Genomic DNA, 23,749 nt, shown 5'->3' with positions numbered 1-23,749 from the left:
GGTTTTTCATTTGTGGCAGTTGGATCTTACGATCGGACCGGAACGGGGGCCTTGCGACTCGCCGCCGCCGTCACCGCATAACCAATCAACGCAGCCAGGATCGAACCGGTCAGGATGCCCATGCGGTCCATGCCCGCGTACTCGCTGACACCTGGTTCAAACGCCAGTGAGCCAACGAACAGGCTCATGGTGAAGCCGATGCCGCACAGGATCGCTACCCCGAGAACCTGGCCCCAGTTGGCGCCTTGAGGCAGGGCTGCGATGCCGATTTTGACCGCCAGCCAGGTCAGGCCGAACACGCCAACGGTCTTGCCCAGGAGCAGGCCGATCGCGATGCCCATCGGGACGTGATGGGTAAAGCTTTCAACGGTCACGCCGCTCAGGGACAGGCCGGCGTTGGCGAAGGCGAACAGCGGCAGAATGCCGTAGGCGACCCAGGGATGCAGGGCATGTTCGAGCGTCAGCAGTGGCGAAGGCTCGGCATTTTTGGTGCGCAGCGGGATGCAGAACGCGAGAGTCACACCGGCCAGCGTGGCGTGGACTCCGCTTTTCAGCACGCAGACCCAGAGGATCAGGCCGATGATCATGTACGGCCCGAGCTTGACCACCCCGAGCCGGTTCATCGCAATGAGTGCCACGATGCAGGCCCCAGCCAGTGCCAGGGACAGGGTCGACAAGGTACCGGAGTAGAAGATCGCGATGACGATGATCGCGCCCAGGTCATCGATGATCGCCAGGGTCATCAGGAACAATTTCAGCGACACCGGCACCCGTTTGCCCAGCAAGGCCAGCACACCGAGGGCGAAGGCAATGTCAGTCGCCATCGGAATGGCCCAGCCATCAAGGGCTGCGCCGTTGTCCCGGTTAAAAAACCAGTAGACCAGCGCCGGGATGACCATGCCGCCAATCGCCGCGGCACCGGGCAGGACCACCTGGGAAGGTTTCGACAGCTGGCCGTCGAGGACCTCGCGCTTCACTTCCAGGCCGATCAGCAGGAAGAACAGCGCCATCAGGCCGTCGTTGATCCACAGCAGCGCCGGCTTGGCGATTTGCAGCGCGCCGATCTGCGCCACCACCGGGGTATCGAGGAAGCTGGTGTACAGCCACGACAGCGGGGAGTTGTTGATGATCAAGGCCAGGGCTGCGGCGGCGATCAGTAACAGACCGCTGGCAGCTTCCAGCTGGAAGAAGCGCGTGAATGTGCTACGCAGAGGCAAGGGCACTCTCCATTGACGGGTTCGAAAGGTGGCACACCCTAACCCGTACCGTTAGTTGTTAAAACAAAAGTTATATTCTTTTTTGTTATATGCCGTTACAGCTCAGGCACTCGACTCGACGGTGAGCCTAGCAGTTGCCAACCGTATTGAACCTCAGCTGTATCTGTGCGCGATGTAGGTTTTTTCCTAAGCTTGTCTGCTGGGCGTTGAAAAATGCCAACTGATGCCCAATTCGACGAGAAAATCACCATGAGCGACAATCGACAGTGGGCCCGTGAAGCCATCCGGATCATTGAAGCGGATTTTCAGCGCAGCGCCGACACTCACCTGATCCCCTTGCCGTTGCCAGGATTTCCCGGCATCGAGCTGTATTTCAAGGATGAGTCCAGCCACCCCACGGGCAGTCTCAAGCATCGCCTGGCGCGCTCGTTGTTCCTCTATGCGTTGTGTAACGGCTGGCTTAAACCGGGTGCGCCGGTGATCGAGGCGTCCAGCGGTTCGACTGCGATTTCCGAGGCTTACTTTGCGCGCATGCTCGGCCTGCCATTTATTGCGGTGATGCCGGCGACCACGTCCAGGGAGAAGATCGCGCAGATCGCCTTCTACGTCGGCCAAAGTCATCTGGTGGACGATCCGACGCAGATCTACGCCGAATCCGAGCGTCTGGCCCGGGAGCATGATGGTCACTTCATCGACCAGTTTACCTATGCCGAACGCGCGACCGACTGGCGCGCCAACAACAACATCGCCGAATCGATCTTCCACCAGATGCGCTTTGAAAAGCATCCGGAGCCGAGTTGGTTGATTTCCAGCCCTGGCACAGGCGGTACCACGGCCACGCTGGGGCGTTACGTGCGTTATCGCCAGCACTGCACCCGCGTGCTGTGCGCCGATGCCGAGCGTTCGGTGTTCTTCGATTTTTACCAGACCGGCGACGCCAGCCTGCGCCTGGACCATGGTTCGCGTATCGAGGGCATTGGCCGGCCACGGGTAGAGGCATCGTTCCTGCCCAAGGTGATCGATGCGATGGTCAAGGTGCCGGACGCGTTGTCACTGGCGGCCATGCATTATCTGGCCGGGCGTTTGGGACGGCATGTCGGCGGGTCGAGCGGAACCAACCTGATTGGCGCCTTGATGGCCGCGCAGCAGATGGCGGCAGCGGGGGAGTCGGGGTCGATTGTGGCGATTTTGTGCGATGGGGGTGAGCGCTATGCGGACACCTATTACGATCAGGGGTGGCTCAAGGCGCAAGGGTATGAGTTGAGTGGCTTGATCGATGCGGTGGCGGCGAGTGCGGAGCGTGGTGAGGCGTTGCCGGCGAGTGTACTGCGCGCCAATATCTAAATCTCTGCGGCATTGAAGAGCCCCTGTAGGAGTGAGCCTGCTCGCGATAGCCTCAGATCATTCAATATTTCTGTTGAATGTTAATCCGCTATCGCGAGCAGGCTCACTCCTACAGTGGAGGTGTGGAGTTTTGAAGACTTTGCATCAAGCTTCCAGACCAAGAATATCCCGAGCCACAGCCTCCGCAATCCGAATCCCGTCCACACCGGCCGACAGAATCCCGCCCGCATAACCCGCGCCTTCACCCGCCGGGAACAGGCCCTTTACGTTCAGGCTTTGCATCGACTCGTTGCGGGTAATCCGCAGCGGCGACGAAGTGCGGGTCTCGATCCCGGTCAATACCGCGTCATGCAACGAGTAACCGCGGATCTGCTTTTCAAATGCAGGCAGCGCTTCACGAATCGCTTCGATGGCAAATGCCGGCAGGGCCAGGGCCAGGTCTCCCAGGGCAACTCCCGGCTTGTAGGACGGCTCGACGCTCCCCAACTCGGTGGACGGCTTGCCGGCAATGAAGTCTCCGACCAGTTGCGCCGGGGCTTCATAGTTACTGCCACCCAGCACGAAGGCGTGGGATTCCAGGCGCTCCTGCAACTCGATACCGGCCAGCGGGCCGCCCGGATAGTCGACTTCCGGGGTAATGCCCACGACGATGCCAGAGTTGGCGTTGCGTTCGTTGCGCGAATATTGGCTCATGCCGTTGGTCACTACCCGGCCCGGTTCGGACGTCGCGGCCACTACGGTGCCGCCCGGGCACATGCAGAAGCTGTAGACCGAACGGCCGTTCTTGGCGTGGTGCACCAGTTTGTAGTCGGCGGCGCCGAGTTTCGGGTGGCCGGCATATTTGCCCAGGCGCGCGCGGTCGATCAGCGACTGCGGGTGTTCGATGCGAAAGCCTACCGAGAACGGCTTGGCTTCCATGAATACGCCACGACCGTGCAGCATGCGGAAGGTATCGCGGGCGCTGTGGCCGAGGGCCAGGATCACATGTTTCGAATGAATCTGCTCGCCGCCATTCAGCTCGACGCCGACCAGTTGCCCGTCTTCGATCAGCACGTCGGTGACGCGCTGCTGGAAGCGTACTTCACCGCCCATGGCGCGAATCTGCTCACGCATGTTTTCCACCACACCGGTCAGCCGGAAGGTGCCGATGTGCGGTTTGCTGACGTAGAGGATTTCTTCCGGTGCGCCGGCCTTGACGAACTCGTGCAGGACTTTGCGACCGATGAATTTCGGGTCCTTGATCTGGCTGTAGAGCTTGCCGTCGGAGAACGTCCCGGCGCCGCCTTCACCAAACTGTACGTTGGACTCTGGGTTCAACACGTTTTTGCGCCACAGGCCCCAGGTGTCCTTGGTGCGCTGGCGAACTTCAGTACCGCGCTCAAGGATGATCGGCTTGAAGCCCATCTGCGCGAGTAGCAGGCCGGCGAAAATCCCGCACGGACCGAAGCCGACGACCACCGGGCGCTGCTGCAGATCGGCCGGCGCCTGGCCGACCACCTTGTAGCTGACATCCGGCGCCACGTTGACGTTACGGTCATCGACGAACGTGCTCAGCACCACCGCTTCATCGCGCACGTTGAGGTCGATGGTGTAGATGAAGCACAGCTCGGAGGACTTTTTACGCGCATCGTAGCTGCGCTTGAACAAAGTGAAATCGAGCAGATCATCGCTGGCAATGCCCAGGCGCTGCACGATGGCAGGGCGCAGGTCTTCTTCGGGATGGTCGATCGGCAGCTTGAGTTCAGTGATTCGTAACATGACGGGATCCGGTTCGCGGGGCGCTTGACTGCGCCAGGGCGGAATAGCACAAACCGGAGATTATAAGCCCCAAAGCGCGGAATCCGTGAGGCTAAAACGATCAGTCGTCACGCGCCCCGCCGAAATACCCGCAGCCACGCTGGACCTGGCCATTGATGCGCAGTTCGGCACTCATGTGCTGGACGGCACCGGTGGTGGCGTCAACGCAACGTTGCGGCGCGACCCACAGCTCGATGTGTTGGTCGTTGGCTTCGGTACTCAGGTTGAACCGTCCATCGCCCAGCTGTTCCTCGACGTAGGGCAGGGCCAGGGGAGGCTGGCCGGCGCGGTCGATGACCATGCCCTTGCCGCTGACCTTGACGTTCCACTCTGGCGCATGGCCGGCAGCGCGCAGGATCAGCAGTTTGAAGTTCGGATCAGCGCACGCAGTGCCCGAACGTTCGACTCGGTACAGTTGCTCCAGGTCGAGACGGCTGCCGTCGATGCGCCCGCGCACGTCAGCGAACAACTTGCCCTGGTGATCGGCCAGGGTTGCGGCCTCCTGCAGGACACTGGTACCGCCGCTGTCGTTGACCACAAAACTGCGCGAGTCATTGCACGGTTGGAACACCAGTTTGCCGTCCGCCGCTGTCAACTGCCCCTGCATGCGGGTCTGGCCCACATGGGAGGCGCTTTGCCGCGGGCCATCAAACAACTGGCAGGCGGCGAACAACGGAAGCAGGGCAACGAGGACGAGGGAACGAGCAACACGCATCTTTGGTTCTCCAGACAAGTGCCGCCACGTTACGCAGCCTGACCGCTCATCACAACCCCGATGATTGAGCCCATTGCCTGAGCCTTGCTCCCACAGTATGGGGACTGCACCTGCAGCCCAAAGAGCCTCAGCTGTGGGAGCAAAGCTTGCTCGCGATAGCGGTCTCAAGGGCCCCATCGCGGGCAAGCCTTGCTCCCACAGTATGGGGACTGCACCTGCAGCCCAAAGAGCCTCAGCTGTGGGAGCAAAGCTTGCTCGAGATGGCGGTCTTAAGGGCCCCATCGCGGGCAAGCCTTGCTCCCACAGTCTTGGCCACCACAGTTTCTCAGATCGCCGCAGGCTCAGCCCACGTGAAAAGTCTGACCCGTCTGCAAGCCTTCCACGCTTTTGGCGTAGGCCAAAGCAACATCAGCTGCCGGAACCGGTTTGTACCCACGGAAGTACGGCGCATAGCTGCCCATTGCCTCAAGCAGCACCGTCGGGCTGATCGAGTTAACGCGCAGACCACGAGGCAGCTCAATGGCCGCAGCGCGCACGAAGCTGTCCAGCGCACCATTGACCAGAGCCGCCGAAGCGCCGCTGCGAATCGGGTCGTGGCTGAGTACGCCGGTGGTGAAGGTGAACGAGGCACCGTCATTGGCAAACTCCCGGCCGATCAGCAGCAGATTGACCTGGCCCATCAGTTTGTCCTTCAATCCCAGTGCAAAACTGTCCTCGGACATCTCACTCAGCGGCGCAAAGGTCACGTTACCAGCGGCGCAGACCAGGGCGTCGAACTTTCCGGTCTGTTCGAACAGCTTGCGAATCGAGGCGCTGTCGCTGATATCCACCTTGAAGTCACCGCTATTACGCCCGATGCGAATGACCTCGTGGCGTTGCGACAACTCCTCGTCGACCGCTGAACCAATAGTGCCGCCTGCGCCAATCAACAGAATTTTCATGCCCTGTTCCTCATATGGTTTAAACGAGGCTCCAGTCTAGGGCTGGTTTTTTCTGTTGATAAGCGTGCTAATAGGCAACCTTTGGTTTTCAAATGGAAACAATCAATGAGCGAGATGGATGACCTCGCGGCGTTCGCGGTATTGATCGAGGCGGGAAGTTTTACCCTGGCGGCGCAGCAACTGGGGTGCAGCAAGGGACAATTGTCCAAGCGCATCAGTCTGCTGGAATCGCGTTTTTCGGTAGTCCTGCTGCAGCGCACCACCCGCCGTTTGAGTCTTACTGCAGCGGGCGCGGCGCTGTTGCCGCAAGCCCAGGCGCTGGTGGTGCAAGTCGAAAGGGCACGGCAGGCCCTGGCGCGCTTGAAGGACGACATGGCCGGCCCGGTGCGCATGACCGTGCCCGTGTCGCTGGGAGAAACCTTCTTCGATGGTCTGTTGCTGGAGTTCTCCCAGCAGTACCCCGAGGTGCAGATTGAGCTCGACCTGAGCAACAACTACCGCGACTTGTCCCGGGACGGTTTTGACCTGGCGGTTCGCTCCGAAGTCGGCAACGACGAGCGACTGGTGGCCCGCCCCTTGTTGGCCTGGCACGAAATGACCTGTGCCAGCCCGGCCTACCTTGAACAATACGGCGAGCCGCCGACGCCGCAGGCGCTCGTGGAGCACCGCTGCCTGCTCAACAGTCACTACAGCGGCCGCGAGGAATGGCTGTATCACCAGCAGCATGAATTGTTGCGGGTGCGCGTGATGGGGCCGTTCGCCAGCAATCATTACAGTCTGCTGAAAAAAGCGGCACTGGCGGGAGCGGGAATTGCGCGGTTGCCGTCCTACCTGCTGCAAACGGAATTGGCAGACGGGCGTTTGCGCTGGCTATTGCGTGATTATCAGACTCGCAGGATGCCGATGTATCTGGTGCATCCGTATCAGGGTGGTTTGCCCAAACGCACGCAGGTGCTGGCGGATTATCTGATGGGGTGGTTCAAGCGCAGTGGTGAGGCGCTGGATCGCCTTTAAGGCATCGCCCAACAACCCCCGTAGGAGCTGCCGAAGGCTGCGATCTTTTGATCTGGTTTTTGACTTTCAGCGGTATCGAAACATCAAAATCAAGGTCAAAAGATCGCAGCCTTCGGCAGCTCCTACAGGGTATTGTGCCTGGCTCTAGTGCGTTTGTTGTTTAACCGCCGAGGTACGCCTCGCGCACCTTCGGATCAGTCAGCAGCGCTTCACCGGTACCCTGCATCACCACCCGGCCGTTCTCCAGAACGTACGCGCGGTCAGCGATTTTCAGCGCCTGGTTGGCGTTCTGCTCCACCAGAAACACCGTCACGCCATCCTTGCGCAGCTGTTCGATGATGTCGAAGATCTGCTGGATGATGATCGGTGCCAGGCCCAGCGACGGCTCATCGAGCAGCAGCAGCTTGGGCTTGCTCATCAGCGCACGGCCGATGGCGAGCATTTGCTGTTCACCGCCGGACATGGTGCCGCCGCGTTGGCTAAAGCGCTCTTTCAGACGAGGGAAAAGGCCGAGGACCTTGTCCATCTGTTCCTGATAATCGCCCTTGTCGGTGAAGAACCCGCCCATCGCGAGGTTTTCTTCAACGGTCAGCCGGGCAAACACCCGACGACCTTCCGGGACCACGGCAATGCTCTTGCGCATGATCTGCGCCGAAGTCTGGCCGACCAGTTCCTCGCCCATGTAGCGAATACTGCCGCTGTGGGCTTGTGGCGACCCGCACAGAGTCATCAGCAAGGTGGACTTGCCGGCACCGTTGGCCCCGATCAGGGTGACGATTTCGCCCTGGCGGATTTCCACGTTGACGCCGTGCAGGGCCTGGATCTTGCCATAGAAGGTGGAAACGTTTTCGAACTGCAGCATTACGCTTCCCCCAGGTAGGCTTTGATCACTTCAGGATTGTCGCGGATCTGTTCCGGCGTGCCGTCAGCCAGGGGAGTGCCCTGGTTGATGACGACGATATGGTCGGAAATACTCATCACCAGCTTCATGTCGTGTTCGATCAACAGCACGGTCACGTTGTGCTCCTCACGCAACACGCCAATCAGCGCCTTGAGGTCTTCGGTTTCCTTCGGGTTCAGGCCGGCGGCCGGTTCGTCGAGCATGAGGATCCGCGGACGGGTCATCATGCAGCGAGCGATTTCCAGGCGTCGTTGCTGACCGTAGGCCAGGGTGCCGGCGGTACGATTGGCGAACTCCCGGAGGTTGACCTTGTCCAGCCAGTATTCGGCAAATTCCATGGCCTCGCGTTCGCTTTTGCGGAACGCCGGGGTCTTGAACAGGCCAGACAGGAAGTTGGTGTTCAGGTGACGGTGCTGGGCGATCAAGAGGTTTTCCACCGCCGTCATGTCCTTGAACAGCCGCACGTTCTGGAAGGTTCGCACCACGCCCTTGCGGGCGATCTCGTGGCCGGCCAGGCCTTCGATGGCCTGACCGTCGAGCAGGATGCTGCCACCGCTCGGCTTGTAGAAGCCGGTCAGGCAGTTGAACACCGTGGTCTTGCCGGCGCCGTTAGGGCCGATCAAGGCAACTACCTGTTTTTCCTTGACGGTCAGGGCCACGCCGTTGACTGCCAGCAAGCCGCCAAAGCGCATGCTCAGATTTTCGACTTTCAGGATCTCGCGGCTCATTTGCGCAGCTCCATGTGTGGACGTTGCATGGGCAGCAGACCCTGGGGACGCCAGATCATCATCAGCACCATCAAGGCACCGAACATCAACATGCGGTACTCACTGAACTCACGCATCATTTCCGGCAGCAGGATCATCACCACGGCCGCGAGGATCACGCCCAGTTGCGAGCCCATGCCACCCAACACGACGATGGCGAGAATGATCGCCGACTCGATGAAGGTGAAGGACTCCGGTGTCACCAGGCCTTGGCGGGCAGCAAAGAAGCTGCCGGCAAAACCGGCGAAGCTGGCGCCGAGGGTAAATGCCGAAAGCTTGATCACTGTCGGGTTGAGACCGAGTGCACGGCAGGCGATTTCGTCTTCACGCAAGGCTTCCCACGCGCGGCCGATTGGCATGCGCAGCAGGCGGTTGATGACGAACAAAGCAGCCAGGGCCAGCAACAGCGCAACCAGGTAAAGGAAAATCACCTTGTTGATCGAGTTGTATTGCAGCCCAAAGTACTCATGGAACGTCTGCATGCCCTCGGCGGCTTTACGTTCGAAGGTCAGGCCGAAGAACGTTGGCTTCTCGATGTTGCTGATGCCGTTCGGGCCACCCGTGATGTCGGTGAGGTTACGCAGGAACAGCCGGATGATTTCACCGAAGCCCAGGGTCACGATCGCCAGGTAATCACCCCGTAAGCGCAGTACCGGGAAGCCGAGCAGGAAGCCGAAGGTGGCTGCCATCAGGCCGGCGACCGGCAGGCAGACCCAGAAACTCCAGCCCAGGTAGTGCGACAACAGCGCATAGCTGTAGGCGCCGACGGCATAGAAGCCGACGTAACCGAGGTCGAGCAGGCCCGCGAGTCCGACCACGATATTGAGGCCCAGGCCCAGCATCACGTAGATCAGGATCAGGGTCGCGATGTCCACCGCGCCGCGGGAGCCAAAGAACGGCCATACCAGGGCACCGATGATCAACGCGATGATGATCCAGCGCTGAGTGGTCGGCAGTGTCAGGAAGTTGCTGGCTTTGGCCGGAATCAACGGCATGGACGGCGAGGATTTCCAGGCCTTGCTGATGGTGTCGTTGAACAGCACTCGCAGGAACATCAGCACCGAGCAGATCGCGATGATCGCCAGGGTCATGTTGCTGGTGCCGTGAACTTCCAGGTTGATGCCGACGATGGTCAGTTTCAGACCCAGTACTGGATAGGCAACCGCCCAGACCAGTAGCGCGCTGAAGAGCGCTTGCTTGAGATTCTTAGTCATACCTTCTCAACCTCCGGACGGCCCAGGATGCCGGTCGGCCGGAACAACAGAACCAGAACCAACAAGCCGAAAGCCACGACGTCCTTGTACTGGTCGCCGAAGATATCGGCACCAAAGGCTTCCGCCACCCCAAGCACCAGCCCGCCGAGCATGGCGCCGGGGATGCTGCCGATGCCGCCCAGAACCGCAGCGGTGAAGGCCTTGAGGCCGACGAGGAAACCGGCGTTCGGGTTGATCACGCCGTACTGCATGCTCAGCAACACTGCAGCGATAGCCGCCAGTGCCGCACCGATGACGAAGGTCAGGGCGATGATGTTGTTGGTGTTGATGCCCAGCAGGTTGGCCATCTTGATGTCTTCGGCGCAGGCGCGGCAGGCGCGACCCAGTCGGGAACGGGAGATGAACATCGTCAGGCCGAACATGGCAACCAGGGTCACCACGAACACGACGATCTGCATGTAGGAAATCAGCACTTCATGTGCGCCACCTGGCCCGAAGGAGAGATTCCCGGGGATCAGGTTGGGGATGGATTTGTCCTTGGAGTCTTGCGCCAGCAGAACGGTGTTCTGCAGGAAGATCGACATGCCGATGGCCGAAATCAGCGGAATCAGACGATTGCTGCCACGCAAGGGTCGGTAGGCAATCCGTTCGATGCTGTAGCCGTAGGCACTGCAGACGACGATGCTCGCGATGAAACCCGCGGTCATCAGGAGCGGGACACTGTCGAGTCCCATCATGGCCAGGCCCGCGATGGCGATGAACGCCACATAGGAACCAATCATGTACACCTCGCCGTGGGCGAAGTTGATCATTCCAATGATGCCGTAAACCATCGTATAGCCGATGGCGATCAGGGCATACGTGCTGCCAACGGTCAGGCCGTTAACCAGCTGTTGGAAAAAGTGATAGATGTCAGGCATTACAGCGCTCCTAAAAACCTGATACGCATTTCACTGGTGGAGTCATTTTCCCGCCCGAGGCCCGTGGATCTGCATCCACTTCGAAATCGGGGTTTGCCAGCGAACCGCTGATGACGGTTTTGAGATTTTCAGGTGGGGAGACTTGCGGATCACGCAAGCGCGGCCCAGTACATTCGTAAAACAAAGCCCACGGCACGCCGTGGGCTTTGTGGGCAGTCAACCAGGCAACGCCTTACTGAGGCGAAGCTTCAGTTTTAGGCTTGCCGAAGTGCCACTCGTAAACCACGAATTTGAAGTCTTTCAGGTCGCCCTTGGCGTCGAAGCTCAGGTCGCCAGTCGGGGTTTTGAAAGTACCTGCGTGAATGGCTTCAGCCACTTTCGCAGGGTCTTCGCTCTTGGCGGCAGTGATGCCACCGGCGATGACTTCAACAGCGGAGTAGGAAGGGAACACGAACGGACCGCTCGGATCTTCTTTCTTCGCCTTGAACGCGTCGGCCAGGGCAATGTTGGCAGGATCCTGATCGAAGGATTTCGGCAGGGTTACCAGCAGGCCTTCGGAAGCGTCCTTGGCAATCTGCGAGATCGAGTCGTTACCCACGCCTTCCGGACCCATGAACTTGGCTTTCAGGCCTTTTTCCTGTGCTTGACGCAGGATCAGACCCAGCTCCGGGTGGTAGCCGCCGTAGTAGACGAAGTCGACGTTGGCTTGCTTGAGCTTGGCGATCATCGAGGAGAAATCCTTGTCGCCGGCATTGATGCCTTCGAACACGGCAACCTTGACGCCTTTGCCTTCCAGGGTTTTCTTCACGGCGGTGGCGATGCCTTCACCGTATTGCTGTTTGTCGTGCAGGACCGCAACGATTTTCGGCTTCACGTGATCGGCAATGTAGTTGCCGGCCGCAGGGCCCTGGGCGCTGTCCAGACCGATGGTGCGAAACACCATTTTGTAACCACGGGAAGTGATGTCCGGGCTGGTGGCAGCTGGGGTGATCATGATCACGCCTTCGTCTTCGTAGATGTCCGAAGCCGGTTGGGTGGAGCTGGAGCACAGGTGACCGACCACGAACTTGACGCCGTCGTTGACGACCTTGTTTGCGACCGCTACCGCTTGTTTCGGATCACAGGCGTCATCGTATTCAACGGCTTCGAGCTTCTTGCCGTTTACACCGCCCTTGGCGTTGATTTGCTCGATGGCCATCTTGGCGCCACTGAACTGCATGTCGCCGTACTGGGCTACAGGGCCGGTCTTAGGGCCGGCAATGCCGATCTTGATGGTGTCAGCTGCGAACGAATGGCTGGCAACCCCGGCCAGAACCATAGCGGCAAACAGTTTGGAAATCTGCTTAGTAGCCTTAGTCATAGTGCTCCACTCTTACTGTTGTAGTTTTTATAGTCCTGGCGCCGTAGCAGCAGAACCGGGTCAGATATCTTCGATATCCTCCGGAAGATGCCCCGGCAACTGTACCGGTACAGTGTAGAGCGCCGATTGACAGCCTGGGAAGGCAGCGCCGGGGGGCAAAACCAGAGGGTGTCGCTTTATTGAAAGAAAAATACAGAATAGCGGCGGGATGTTAGCTGGCTAATAGCTTGATTCACCTGCATTCCTTGGCTTTCCTGCGGTTTTCAATCGGTGAAGCAATTTGCATCCGGGTTTTGCTGCCGGTCCATGGACGTTTATCATTCCCGTCGATTTCTTTTCCGGACAGAACCCATGAATCAAGAACCTAGCACCCTCTATGCCAAGCTGCTTGGTGAGACTGCATCTATTACCTGGAAGGAGCTGGAACCGTTCTTCGCCAGGGGTGCCCTGTTATGGGTCGACCCTGAGCTGGATTTGATCGTCGCAGCCGAAGCCGTGGCCACTGACGAAGGTGAGAAAGTGGCTGCCTGGCTGGCCGCTGACAAACTCGCCAAGCTCTCTGAATCGCGGGCGCTGGATCTTTTCGAGCGTGATCCGCAGCTGTGGGCAGTAGTGGTTTCGCCGTGGATTCTGATCCAGGAAAGGGCGGCGGAATAAGTTGTCGCACTCTATTGGTGCGCTCAAGCATCAGTTGAAAGTGTGTAGGCGCGTAGCGTGATGGCATGTTGCCGTGGAGAAAGGCCACAACGAACGATGAGTCAGGGTGACGTGCGCGTAACGGGAACAGTTGAGTACCCTGTCATCGGTCTGTTTAAGTGTTTCGAATTGATGCTCGCACGCGCCTTATTTTATCAACCCGTGTTCATTCAGAGGAAAACCAGACCGTGGTCACTTTACCTTCGCTGGGATTTGCCGGAATTGGCTTGATGGGCTTGCCAATGTGCCAACGATTGCTGGCCGCGGGATTTCCATTGACCGTATGGAATCGCAATTCGGACAAGTGCGCACCATTGGTCGAGGCCGGTGCGCGACAGGTCGCGACTCCGGCCGAGCTGTGTGCCCAAGCGGATGTGGTGATGCTGTGCCTGGCGGATACCGCAGTGGTACGCGAGGTGGTGTTTGGTGCAGGGGGCATCGCGCAAGGGGCGAAAAGCACGCAGTTGCTGGTGGACTTTTCCAGCCTGGAGCCGGCTGCAACCCGGGAAATGGCCGCGGCGCTCGCAGCAACAACCGGCATGCATTGGCTGGACGCTCCGGTGTCCGGGGGCGTGGTGGGCGCTGAAGCCGGCACGCTGGCGATCATGGTCGGAGGCGCTGTGGCAGATCTTGAGCGAGTCAGGCCAGCGTTACTGAGCGTCGGTCAGCGAGTGACCCACATGGGCGCCGTCGGTGCGGGACAGGTGACCAAGGCCTGCAACCAGATGATCGTCGCCTGCAATGCTCTGGTGATCGCCGAGGTCGTGGCCCTGGCCGAGCGGTCCGGCGTTGATGCCAGCCTGATTGCCGAAGCGCTGGCCGGTGGTTTCGCCGATTCAAAACCATTGCAGATCCTCGCGCCGCAAATGGCTGACAGCCGTTTTGAGCCTGTGAAATGGCATGTTCGCACGTTGCTCAAGGATCTCGACACCGCCGTGAAATTTTCCCGCGAGCAGGGTTCAGCGACACCCATCAGCGCACTGGCCGCGCAATTAATGCGGTTGCACGGGAGTAAGGGCTTCCTGGAAAAGGATCCGTCGACGTTTGTGCAGATGTACCGCGAGCCTGAATCGAAGGATTGACCGACCTGGAGTACTTGCGCTGGTTGATTTCGTTGAGTACAGGGCGCAATTCATCCAGCGGAACCGGACGGCTGAGCAGGTAGCCCTGCACAAAATCGCAGTCGTAACGTTCCAGGAATTCGTACTGCTCCAGCGTCTCGACGCCTTCGGTAACGACCTGCAAATGCAGGGTGTGGGCCATGACAATGATCGCCTGAACGATCTCCATGTCCTGGGTGGACTGCGGGATATCCTGGATAAATGAGCGATCGATCTTTAAGGTGTTGAGTGGCAGGCGCTTGAGATAGGCCAGGGATGAATACCCGGTGCCGAAGTCGTCGATCGACAGCGATACGCCGAGCGCGCGAATCTGGCGCAGTAACACCAGGGTGTTGACGATGTTGCCCATCAGCGCATTTTCCGTCACTTCCAGTTCCAGCCGTTGCGGTGCCACCCCGGCAACCCGCAGCGCCTGTTCGATTTCATCGGCGAGTTCCTCGCGCGCCAGGTTCAGGGGCGAACAGTTGACTGCAATCTTCAGTGCTTCGCAGCCCTGGCGCGACAATTCGCCCAAATCTTCGCAGGCTTTGCGCAGCACCCAATTGTCGAGTTCCGCAATCAGTCCGTTGGCTTCGGCGATGGCGATGAACCGATCCGGGGCGAGCAGGCCGTGCACCGGATGCTGCCAGCGCACCAGGGCCTCGAGCTTGGTCACCAGGCCGGTCTTGAGGTCGAAGATCGGCTGGTAATAGAGCATCAGGCCGCTGTTCTCGCGCAAGGCATGGCGCAGTTCTTCTTCCAACTGCAGCTCCAGGGTGGCGCGGGTCTTCAGATTGGCGCTGAAGAAATTCAAGCCGTTGCGGCCATTGCCCTTGGACTGGTAGAGCGCCAGGTCGGCGTTTTTCAACAGCTCCTCGCAGGTTCTGCCATCTTCGGGGAACACGCTGATGCCAATACTGGTGGTCATCACCATGCGCCGTCCGGACAACTCAATGGGTTCTTTCATCTTCAGCATGATGCGTTGCGCCATCTGCCGCGCTTCCTCCCGTTCATGCACGCCGATAAGGATGCAGAACTCGTCGCCACCAAAACGCGCCACCACATCTTCATGGCCCCGTACCGACCCCCTGATGTGATTGGCCAGTACCTTGAGCAATTCATCGCCGGCGTCATGGCCAAGGCTGTCGTTGATGCGCTTGAAGTGGTCGATGTCGAGAAACATCACCGCGAGCATGCCGCCTTCGTTGGTTTTCTCGATGAGTTTCTCGGCGAAGATCTGATTAAAACCACGGCGGTTTATCAGGTTGGTCAGGGCGTCGTAGTGCGCCACTTGCTGCAGCGACATGCGTGCCTGATCCAGTTGGCTGAGCAGGGCATTGACCCGTTGCAGGTCGTGTTCCTTGTATTGCAGCTTCTTGTCGGCCAGCGCCGCGCTGATGCTGCTGCCGATGATCAGCAGGGTCATGACGGCCAGGGTGAGGCCCAATTGCAGGTGATCGTTGTCGCCTGGCGGCGTCAACACGCTGCCTGCGGGCATCACCAGGTTAAACGCAGCCATGCCGGTGAAGTGCATGCTGAAGAGACCGGCGCCGAGTATCAGACTGGCGCTGTATTTCTTAAGCTGATGAGTCAACCCGGTGCTGCTGCGCAGATGCCGGGCAATTAACAGGGCCGTCAACCCGGCCAGCATGGCAATTACTATGGACAGTGTGAAGAGCGTCGGGTCGAAATACGCGGCGGCCTTCGAATGCATGGCGCCCATGCCGACGTAATGCATGGCCGAGATGCCCAGGCCGATGCACACCGAGGCTTTTACATAACGCCATAGGGTTTGTTGCGCCTGGCTGAGCGTTTGCATCACCAACCAGGAGGCCAGCAGGGCGATTAACAGGGAAACGAGAGTGATGGGCAGGGCGTAATGAATCTCGATAGGCGCTTCAAACGCCAGCATGCCAATGAAGTGCATCGCCCAGATGCCACCTGCCAGACACGCAGTTCCGACTAACCGCCAGAGGCGTTGTGATTCTGGTTTTTCGGCATGATCAACACGTTCGGCCATGTCCAGCGTGGCGAAGCTGCCGACGCAGGCGACCAGATAAGCCAGCAACACGAGGAACGGATTGTGGGTGCAACTCAGGATTACCTGTCCGCTATCTGGTAGGCCGGTGATGAAAGGCAACCCAAGCCATTCCATAGCATTTCCCGTTTTTCGTCGTCCTGGCTGCCGCTGTTAAAGCTGGCGCATTGCGTTGGAGTATAGAGCGCATGGTGGAAGCGCAAGAGATAGTGGCAATTTGGCGTCAACCAATTTGGAATTGACGTTAGAACGTTTGGAAATAATGTTTTTTCAGCTTTTCATGGCGACATATCAGCTTAACGAATAATTACAGACAGCTTGGGCAGGCGTGACTAGATTGCATGTTCCGGGGGCAGTGAAGCCCCATAACAATAAAAGAGACGGAAGCATGCAGAACTCGACCCAAGCGGCGAATGCCTGGCGCATTCTGTTCCTGTTGTTCCTGGCCAACCTGTTCAACTTCTTCGATCGCACCATCCCGGCCATCATCATTGAGCCTATCCGCATGGAATGGCACTTGAGCGATTTTCAGTTGGGGATCATTGGTACGGCATTCACCATTGTCTACGCGATCGCCGGACTGCCCCTGGGGCGTATGGCCGATACCGGGTCGCGGGCCAAGTTGATGGGCTGGGGGCTGGCCGTCTGGAGTGGACTGACTGCGGTCAATGGCCTGGTCGGCAGTTTCTGGACCTTCCTGATTGTGCGAATGGGGGTTGGCATAGGCGAAGCCAGTTATGCGCCCGCCGCCAATTCGTTGATCGGCGATCTGTTCCCGGCCCACCGTCGTGCACGGGCCATGGGGATTTTCATGCTCGGCCTGCCTCTTGGCCTGTTGCTGGCATTCTTTACCATCGGCTGGATGGTCAAGACCTTCGACAGCTGGCGCGCGCCGTTCTTCATTGCTGCAGTGCCGGGGTTGGTGCTGGCGGTGTTCATGTTTTTCATCAAGGAACCCAAGCGCGGCGCGGCGGAAAGCGTGCAGGTGTCCCAGGAACGCGTGGATCGGCCGATTCGCCGCGTGCTGGCGGTACCGACCTTCCTGTGGCTGGTGATGGCCGGGTTGTGCTTCAACTTCGCCACTTATGCCTGCAATTCCTTCCTGGTGCCGATGCTGCAGCGTTACTTCCTGATGCCCTTGCATGAAGCGGCAGTGGCGACCGGGGTGATCGTGGGGGTCACTGGATTGTTCGGCCTGACCCTGGGCGGGCTGGTCGCCGACAAGATTCATCAGCGAGTCGCTAATGGGCGGCTGTTGTTTGCCGCGTTCAGCATGATTGTCGCGACCGTCTGCACCGCCTGGGCCTTGCACGCCGGGCGGATCGAGATCGGCCTGTTTGTCGCGGTGTTCAGCCTCGGTTGGCTGTTTGCCTATAACTTCTATACCTGCGTCTATACCGCCATTCAGGACGTGGTTGAACCCCGCCTGCGAGCGACGGCCATGGCGTTGTTTTTTGCCGGGTTGTACCTGTTGGGTGGCGGTTTGGGGCCGGTGGTCGTGGGCGGGCTGTCCGATCACTTTGCTCATACGGCGATGCTGGCGACGGGTACCGAGCAGATGACCGAGGCGTTCAAGGCGGTGGGCCTGCATGACGCGATGTTCCTGATTCCGGTCGCGTTGTTCTTGACCATGGTGTTTCTGTTCATGGCTTCGCGGTGTTTTGTAAGGGATGCGCAGCGGATGAAGGATGGGTTGGTGGCCGTGGTTGAGCCTGGGATTTCGGCGGCGACTGCTTAATCGCCATCGCGAGCAGGCTCACTCCTACAGGGGGGGGGTGTGAACCCAATGTAGGAGTGAGCCTGCTCGCGATGAGGCCATCAGCATCACTGCAATAATCAAGCATAAAAAAAGGCCCGCATCTCTGCGGGCCTTTTTGTTTTACCGGTAGAGCAGGGCAGACTTAACCCGCCACCAACACCCGAATCGCTTCCAGTCGCAACGCAGCCTTGTCGAGCATGGCAAGGCCTTGCTCGCGTTGTTTGCGCAAGGCAACCAGTTCGCTGTCACGCACGGTCGGGTTGACCGCTTGCAGGGCAGTCAAACGCGCCAGTTCTTCGTCGGTATCGGCGGCCAGGCGACGCTGAGCCTCTGCAACACGTTCGGCATGGCGCGGGAAGATCTTCTCTTCGCCGGCGTTGATCCGCGGCGTCAGCTGGTCACGCTGAGCCTGGATGAACTTGTTGGCGCTGGCGCGAGGCACGCTTTCGAGCTGGTCGTTGAGGGTTTCGAACGCGACACGGGCCGACAGGTCGTTGCCATTGGCATCGAGCAGGCAGCGCAGGGCTGCCGGCGGCAGGTAACGGCCCAATTGCAGTGAACGCGGTGCTACCACCTCGCTGACGTAGAGCAGTTCGAGCAACACGGTGCCAGGTTTCAGCGCCTTGTTCTTGATCAGCGCCACGGCGGTGTTGCCCATGGAACCGGACAGCACCAGGTCCATGCCACCCTGAACCATCGGGTGCTCCCAGGTAATGAACTGCATGTCTTCGCGAGACAGCGCCTGGTTACGGTCATAGGTGATGGTCACGCCTTCGTCGTCGCCCAGCGGGAAGCTGGCGTCGAGCATTTTTTCACTCGGCTTGAGGATCAGCGCGTTTTCCGAATGGTCTTCGCTGTCGATACCGAAGGCGTCGAACAGGGTTTCCATATAGATCGGCAGGGCGAACTGATCATCCTGCTCAAGAATCGCCTCAACCAGTGCATCGCCTTCGCCAGCGCCGCCGGAATTGAGCTCGAGCAGGCGGTCACGGCCAGTGTGCAGCTCGGCTTCCAGACGCTCACGCTCGGTGCGGGCTTCGTCGATCAGCGCTTGCCACTCGCCGTCGTCGGCATTTTCCAGCAGTGGCAGCAGGCGTGGGCCAAAGCGATGCTGCAGGGCATTACCGGTCGGGCAGGTATTGAGAAACGCGTTGAGCGCTTCGTGGTACCACTGGAACAGCCGTTCTTGCGGGCTGGTTTCCAGGTACGGCACGTGCAGCTCAATGATGTGCTTCTGGCCGATACGGTCCAGACGACCGATACGCTGCTCCAGCAAGTCCGGGTGAGCGGGCAGGTCGAACAGCACCAGGTGGTGCGAGAACTGGAAGTTGCGGCCTTCACTGCCGATTTCCGAGCAGATCAGCACCTGCGCGCCAAACTCCTCGTCGGCAAAGTAGGCAGCGGCGCGGTCACGCTCAAGAATGTTCATGCCTTCGTGGAACACGGTCGCCGGAATGCCGGAGCGCACGCGCAAGGCGTCTTCCAGGTCCATTGCGGTTTCAGCGTGGGCGCAGATCACCAGGACCTTGGTGCGCTTGAGCATTTTCAGCTGATCGATCAGCCACTCGACCCGTGGGTCGAATTTCCACCAGCGCTCTTCTTCATTGGCGTCCGGCTGGGCCTGAAAGCTCACTTCCGGGTACAGCTCGGCGTGATCGCCCAGCGGCAATTCGAGGTATTCGTCCGGGCACGGCAGGGGATACGGGTGCAGCTTACGTTCCGGGAAACCCTGCACGGCGGCGCGGGTATTACGGAACAGCACGCGGCCGGTGCCATGGCGGTCCAGTAGTTCGCGTACCAGACGCGCGCTGGCTTCGGTGTCGCCGTCGTTGACTGCGGTCAACAGCGCCTCGCCTTCATTGCCGAGGAAACCATGGATGGTTTTGTGCGCCGCAGGCGACAGGCGTCCCTTGTCCAGCAGCTCCTGAACGGCTTCGGCCACCGGGCGATAGTTTTCGCTCTCGGCGCGGAAGGCGTGCAGGTCATGGAAACGGTTTGGATCGAGCAGGCGCAGGCGTGCGAAGTGGCTGTCCTGGCCAAGCTGTTCAGGAGTCGCGGTCAGCAGCAGGACGCCGGGGATGACTTCCGCAAGTTGCTCGACCAGCGAGTACTCGGGGCTGGCTTTTTCTTCATGCCATACCAGGTGGTGGGCTTCGTCGACCACCAGCATATCCCAGCCGGCAGCAAAGAGTGCGTCCTGGGCTTTTTCGTCGTCGACCAGCCATTCAAGGGCAACCAGCGCCAGCTGGGTGTCTTCGAACGGATTGGTAGCATCGCTTTCGATAAAACGTTCTTCGTCGAACAGCGCGACCTGCAGGTTGAAACGGCGGCGCATTTCCACGAGCCACTGGTGCTGGAGGTTTTCCGGAACCAGGATCAGCACGCGGCTGGCGCGGCCCGACAGCAATTGGCGATGGATCACCAGGCCGGCTTCGATGGTTTTACCCAGGCCCACTTCGTCGGCCAGCAGAACCCGGGGCGCGATGCGGTCGGCGACTTCACGGGCAATGTGCAACTGGTGCGCGATCGGCTGCGCGCGAACGCCGCCGAGCCCCCAGAGCGACGACTGCAGCTGGCGGCTGGTGTGTTCCAGGGTGTGGTAACGCAGGGAGAACCAGGCCAGCGGGTCGATCTGCCCGGCGAACAGACGGTCGCTCGCCAGACGGAACTGGATAAAGTTCGACAGCTGGGTTTCCGGCAGCGTAACGACTTCGTTCTGCGCGTTGAGGCCGTGGTAGACGAGCAGGCCGTCGACATCGTCGACTTCGCGAACAGTCAGTTTCCAGCCTTCGAAGTGAGTGATCGAGTCACCCGGGGAAAACCTCACGCGGGTGAGGGGCGCATTCCGTAGCGCGTACTGGCGGGTGTCGCCAGTGGCCGGATAGAGCACGGTCAACAAGCGGCCGTCCTGTGCCAGAACGGTGCCTAAACCCAGCTCGGCTTCGCTGTCACTAATCCAGCGTTGCCCCGGTTGATACTGCTGCGCCATGCTGCCTGACTCCCACCTTGAAAAAGCGGGCTATCTTAACGGAATGAGGGCCCCAGGCCAAAGAATAACGCGCGTAGGAGCTACCGCAGGCTGCGATCTTTTGATCCTGGCGGAACACCCGGGATAAGCGTTGTCCGATAAATGACAGTCTAGTACCCCAACGCCCGCCGCAACCGCACAAGTGCCAACCGGGTCACAGTTTGCGTGCGCTGGCTCAAGTCGCGATCCCCGCAGCCGACAGCCTGCTGACAGGAGAACAAAATCATGCTGCCACCGATGCTCCCCCTGAGTGCCGTGCCGATCACCTCACAGCAGGATCCGGTCCGCCCGCGCCCGGACATTACGCCTGTGGCCCCGGTGCAGCAAACCCCCAGTGAAAGCACGATCGACTTGCAACAGCGCAACCCCGAAGAGGCGGCTTTTCAGCTGCGTGAGGAGCAACGTCGTCAGCAGCAGCGGGAAAAGCGTCGGCGTGAAGTCGAAGGCGATCCTGATCAGCATCTGCCGATTCCGGGCTACGAGCTGAACGCGGACAATACCGTGCCGGTAGTCCCTTTGATCGAGGACGAGCCTCGGCAGGGTTTGTGGGTCGATATCGAGATTTGAAGCCTGCGGCTGGTCAGCGCCGTCATCAGGCGCCATTATTGGTGCAACCATGCGTGCAAACGCAGCACCCTTGAACGACGCGATGTATTAAGACATGAGCCAGGACGACAAGCTGATCGATCTCACCACTGAACGCGCCAAGCGAGTTCATGACCTCAATGAAAAGCGCCTTATTGAAGTGCGCAACGCATTCGAGCAGGCCATGCCGTTGGGCAAACCAAAGAAAAAGCCGAAGAACAAACCGAAAAAGCGCTGAATCCCCTGCATCGATTGATGCAGGTCAGTTTTCCCCCCCTCCTTTACGCCCGGTCTCGGGCAACATTGATCCTGGTCAATTCTCTGCCCCGCCTGATTGGTTAACTTAGCCCTATCGCAACAGGGCAAGTGCAGGAGGCCAGTCATGTTTTTCGACAACGTGGTGATCGCCGGAGTGCTGACAGTCGGCCTCATGGTTCTGTTTTTTGCAGGGTTTGGATTTTTTATCTGGAAGGATGCGAACAAGCGGAAAAAACCGTAGTTCTTTCTGGAAGCAATGAGCACGCAAGGCATTTTGGGCAACTTCGGTTGCCCTTTTTTTTTGCTCGCAAAACACCAACACCTGTAGGAGCCGAGCTTGTGTGGGAGCCGAGCTTGCTCGCGATGGGTGCATTGCGTTCAACATCTGCATTGACTGCTAGACCGCTATCGCGAGCAAGCTCGGCTCCCACAGGATTTATGGTGATTGTGGTCTTTGTGGTGTTTTCTGCAGGCATTAAAAAGGCGCGAACCTCACGGAACGCGCCTTTTTTGTGCCGCTGTGTATCAGCTCCCCAGCGCCTTCGACGCCAGCCAGAACAGACCGGCCGAGAGGCTCACTGTTGCAGGCAAGGTCAGCACCCAAGCCAGCAGGATGGTTTTAACCGTGCCGCCTTGCAGGCCGCTTTTGTTCGCGACCATGGTGCCGGCCACGCCCGAGGACAGTACGTGGGTGGTGGAAACCGGCAGGCTGAAGATGTTCGCCATGCCGATCAGGCTCGCCGTGGTGATCTGCGCCGACATGCCCTGGGAGTAGGTCATGCCCTGCTTGCCGATTTTCTCACCGATGGTCAGTACTACGCGTTTCCAGCCAACCATGGTGCCCAGGCCGAGGGCCAGGGCGACCGCCAGAATAACCCAGAACGGGGCGTATTCGGTGGTGGTGGTCAGGTCTTTGCGCAGCTTGTCCAGGTCGGCTTTTTCACGGGCATCGAGGCCGGGCAGCTTGCTGACTTTTTTCGCTGTGTCATCCAGGCAGAGCAAGTAGCGACGTACTTCTATGCGGCTGTCCGACGGCAACGAGTGGTAGTCGGAGACACCTTTAAGGGTGCCGAGCAGGGCGGTGATAGTCGGTTCGGTCTGTTGCGGGTTGCAACGGAATTTCTCCGGCAGATCACCTTCCACGCTTTTGCCCAGGGCCAGGAACTCGCCCAGGGTATCGGCGTTGCGCTTGTAGAACTGGCTCAAGTGCAGGGTCGCATCGCGAGTCCGTTCGATCTGGTAAGTGGTGCTGCCCAGGTCGAGCACGAACTGCGCAGGCACGATTCCGATCAGTACCAGCATGATCAGGCCGATACCTTTCTGGCCATCGTTGGAGCCGTGCACAAAACTCACAGCCATGGCCGAAATCACCAGCACCAGGCGGTTCCAGAACGGCGGGTGCTTCTTGTCGTCGATCTTGCGGCGCTGTTCCGGCGTCTTGTGCATCTTCGACAGCGGGCGCCACCATTTCAGGCCGATCAGGATCAGCGCGGCGATCAGGAACCCGGCCATCGGCGAGAAGACCAGGGAGGCGGCGATGTCGATCGCTTTCTGCCAGTTCACGCCGTCTGCCAACGGAATATCGTTGATCAGGGCGTTGGCCAGGCCGACACCGAGGATCGAACCGATCAGCGTGTGGGAGCTGGAAGCCGGGATACCGAAGTACCAGGTGCCGAGGTTCCAGGTGATGGCCGCAGCAAGCAGCGAGAACACCATGGCCAGTCCGTGACCGGTGTTCACATTGATCAGCAGCTCTACCGGAAGCAGGTGGACGATGGCATACGCCACGCCGACACCGCCCAGCAGCACGCCGAGAAAGTTGAACACACCGGAAAAGAACACCGCCAGATGGGGCGGCATGGCTTTGGTGTAGATAACGGTGGCCACCGCGTTAGCGGTGTCATGAAAGCCGTTGATGAACTCGAAGGCGAGGACAAAGGCCAGGGCGAGCAACAGGCTCACAAGAACCCAAGCATCCAGTCCGCTGAATAAATCGATCATGAAGGTTTTCTGACCCGGTCGTAAGGGGGCGCGATTATGCCAGAAAAGGATGGAAATCGATGCACTAGCTGCTCATTGGTAACATTCTTCAACG

The 23,749-nt window shown here is 59.4% G+C and carries 20 protein-coding genes; 8 read left to right on the top strand and 12 right to left on the bottom strand.

Annotated elements, in window-relative coordinates; translation table 11 throughout:
* Positions 1 to 26 precede the first annotated feature (26 nt).
* Complete coding sequence (nhaA, locus tag ACYZTK_RS09385) at positions 27 to 1,217, bottom strand: Na+/H+ antiporter NhaA (protein WP_462014181.1); 1,191 nt, start codon at positions 1,215 to 1,217, stop codon at positions 27 to 29.
* A gap of 249 nt (positions 1,218 to 1,466) precedes the next feature.
* On the opposite strand from nhaA, the gene ACYZTK_RS09380 reads away from it, so the two are divergent.
* Complete coding sequence (locus tag ACYZTK_RS09380) at positions 1,467 to 2,561, top strand: PLP-dependent cysteine synthase family protein (protein WP_462014180.1); 1,095 nt, start codon at positions 1,467 to 1,469, stop codon at positions 2,559 to 2,561.
* A gap of 144 nt (positions 2,562 to 2,705) precedes the next feature.
* Here the strand turns inward: ACYZTK_RS09380 and ACYZTK_RS09375 are convergent, their stop codons facing one another.
* The 3 genes from ACYZTK_RS09375 to ACYZTK_RS09365 all read right to left on the bottom strand — a co-directional run bounded on the left by ACYZTK_RS09375 (position 2,706) and on the right by ACYZTK_RS09365 (position 6,014).
* On the bottom strand, positions 2,706 to 4,319 hold the full coding sequence (locus ACYZTK_RS09375; RefSeq protein WP_462014179.1) for an NAD(P)/FAD-dependent oxidoreductase: 1,614 nt from the start codon (positions 4,317 to 4,319) through the stop codon (positions 2,706 to 2,708).
* Positions 4,320 to 4,419: 100 nt separating this feature from the next.
* Positions 4,420 to 5,073, bottom strand: coding sequence for a COG3650 family protein (locus tag ACYZTK_RS09370; protein WP_462014178.1), 654 nt, complete (start codon positions 5,071 to 5,073; stop codon positions 4,420 to 4,422).
* 341 nt (positions 5,074 to 5,414) lie between these two features.
* Positions 5,415 to 6,014 (bottom strand): short chain dehydrogenase, encoded by a 600-nt coding sequence (locus ACYZTK_RS09365; protein WP_462014177.1) that lies wholly within the window; start codon positions 6,012 to 6,014, stop codon positions 5,415 to 5,417.
* Between the two features lie 105 nt (positions 6,015 to 6,119).
* Between ACYZTK_RS09365 and ACYZTK_RS09360 the strand changes: the two genes are divergently transcribed.
* Positions 6,120 to 7,028 (top strand): LysR family transcriptional regulator, encoded by a 909-nt coding sequence (locus tag ACYZTK_RS09360; protein ID WP_462014176.1) that lies wholly within the window; start codon positions 6,120 to 6,122, stop codon positions 7,026 to 7,028.
* Positions 7,029 to 7,188: 160 nt separating this feature from the next.
* Here ACYZTK_RS09360 and ACYZTK_RS09355 read toward each other — a convergent pair whose 3' ends face one another.
* The 5 genes from ACYZTK_RS09355 to ACYZTK_RS09335 all read right to left on the bottom strand — a co-directional run bounded on the left by ACYZTK_RS09355 (position 7,189) and on the right by ACYZTK_RS09335 (position 12,190).
* On the bottom strand, positions 7,189 to 7,890 hold the full coding sequence (locus ACYZTK_RS09355; protein WP_122837748.1) for an ABC transporter ATP-binding protein: 702 nt from the start codon (positions 7,888 to 7,890) through the stop codon (positions 7,189 to 7,191).
* A complete protein-coding gene (livG, locus tag ACYZTK_RS09350) occupies positions 7,890 to 8,657 on the bottom strand; it encodes a high-affinity branched-chain amino acid ABC transporter ATP-binding protein LivG (RefSeq protein ID WP_462014175.1) in 768 nt (255 codons plus the stop codon). Before livG ends, ACYZTK_RS09355 begins: the two co-directional genes overlap by 1 nt.
* Positions 8,654 to 9,910: a high-affinity branched-chain amino acid ABC transporter permease LivM gene (locus tag ACYZTK_RS09345; RefSeq protein WP_462014174.1), complete on the bottom strand. Its 1,257-nt coding sequence runs from the start codon at positions 9,908 to 9,910 to the stop codon at positions 8,654 to 8,656. Before ACYZTK_RS09345 ends, livG begins: the two co-directional genes overlap by 4 nt.
* The gene (gene livH / locus ACYZTK_RS09340; RefSeq protein WP_462014173.1) at positions 9,907 to 10,830 is read right to left on the bottom strand and encodes a high-affinity branched-chain amino acid ABC transporter permease LivH; all 924 of its coding nucleotides are present in this window, start codon (positions 10,828 to 10,830) and stop codon (positions 9,907 to 9,909) included. The genes ACYZTK_RS09345 and livH overlap by 4 nt, the downstream gene beginning before the upstream one ends.
* Before the next feature lie 232 nt (positions 10,831 to 11,062).
* Complete coding sequence (locus ACYZTK_RS09335; RefSeq protein ID WP_462014172.1) at positions 11,063 to 12,190, bottom strand: branched-chain amino acid ABC transporter substrate-binding protein; 1,128 nt, start codon at positions 12,188 to 12,190, stop codon at positions 11,063 to 11,065.
* Positions 12,191 to 12,541: 351 nt separating this feature from the next.
* Here ACYZTK_RS09335 and ACYZTK_RS09330 point away from each other — a divergent pair, with 351 nt between their 5' ends.
* Together ACYZTK_RS09330 and ACYZTK_RS09325 are read left to right on the top strand one after the other, a co-directional pair.
* On the top strand, positions 12,542 to 12,847 hold the full coding sequence (locus ACYZTK_RS09330) for a DUF2288 domain-containing protein (protein ID WP_462014171.1): 306 nt from the start codon (positions 12,542 to 12,544) through the stop codon (positions 12,845 to 12,847).
* Positions 12,848 to 13,116: 269 nt separating this feature from the next.
* A complete protein-coding gene (locus ACYZTK_RS09325) occupies positions 13,117 to 13,968 on the top strand; it encodes an NAD(P)-dependent oxidoreductase (RefSeq protein WP_462014882.1) in 852 nt (283 codons plus the stop codon).
* On the opposite strand, the gene ACYZTK_RS09320 is transcribed toward ACYZTK_RS09325, so the two are convergent.
* Positions 13,859 to 16,141: a putative bifunctional diguanylate cyclase/phosphodiesterase gene (locus tag ACYZTK_RS09320; RefSeq protein WP_462014170.1), complete on the bottom strand. Its 2,283-nt coding sequence runs from the start codon at positions 16,139 to 16,141 to the stop codon at positions 13,859 to 13,861. The genes ACYZTK_RS09325 and ACYZTK_RS09320 overlap by 110 nt on opposite strands.
* A 271-nt stretch (positions 16,142 to 16,412) precedes the next feature.
* Here ACYZTK_RS09320 and ACYZTK_RS09315 point away from each other — a divergent pair, with 271 nt between their 5' ends.
* Complete coding sequence (locus ACYZTK_RS09315; protein WP_462014169.1) at positions 16,413 to 17,762, top strand: spinster family MFS transporter; 1,350 nt, start codon at positions 16,413 to 16,415, stop codon at positions 17,760 to 17,762.
* A gap of 163 nt (positions 17,763 to 17,925) precedes the next feature.
* Here ACYZTK_RS09315 and rapA read toward each other — a convergent pair whose 3' ends face one another.
* Positions 17,926 to 20,772, bottom strand: coding sequence for an RNA polymerase-associated protein RapA (gene rapA / locus ACYZTK_RS09310; protein ID WP_462014168.1), 2,847 nt, complete (start codon positions 20,770 to 20,772; stop codon positions 17,926 to 17,928).
* Positions 20,773 to 21,036: 264 nt separating this feature from the next.
* Between rapA and ACYZTK_RS09305 the strand changes: the two genes are divergently transcribed.
* The 3 genes from ACYZTK_RS09305 to ccoM all read left to right on the top strand — a co-directional run bounded on the left by ACYZTK_RS09305 (position 21,037) and on the right by ccoM (position 21,895).
* Positions 21,037 to 21,378: an aspartate-semialdehyde dehydrogenase gene (locus ACYZTK_RS09305; RefSeq protein ID WP_462014167.1), complete on the top strand. Its 342-nt coding sequence runs from the start codon at positions 21,037 to 21,039 to the stop codon at positions 21,376 to 21,378.
* Between the two features lie 94 nt (positions 21,379 to 21,472).
* Positions 21,473 to 21,634, top strand: a complete 162-nt coding sequence (locus ACYZTK_RS09300) for a hypothetical protein (RefSeq protein WP_462014166.1) — start codon at positions 21,473 to 21,475, stop codon at positions 21,632 to 21,634.
* 144 nt (positions 21,635 to 21,778) lie between these two features.
* Positions 21,779 to 21,895, top strand: coding sequence for a cytochrome c oxidase subunit CcoM (ccoM, locus tag ACYZTK_RS09295; protein ID WP_015634423.1), 117 nt, complete (start codon positions 21,779 to 21,781; stop codon positions 21,893 to 21,895).
* Positions 21,896 to 22,179: 284 nt separating this feature from the next.
* On the opposite strand, the gene ACYZTK_RS09290 is transcribed toward ccoM, so the two are convergent.
* The gene (locus ACYZTK_RS09290) at positions 22,180 to 23,655 is read right to left on the bottom strand and encodes an inorganic phosphate transporter (RefSeq protein ID WP_462014165.1); all 1,476 of its coding nucleotides are present in this window, start codon (positions 23,653 to 23,655) and stop codon (positions 22,180 to 22,182) included.
* Positions 23,656 to 23,749: the final 94 nt, after the last annotated feature.

Source organism: Pseudomonas sp. LB3P31 (assembly GCF_054897945.1).
Note: the sequence above shows the minus strand (reverse complement) of the source record. Positions and strands in the feature narration are given on the sequence as shown.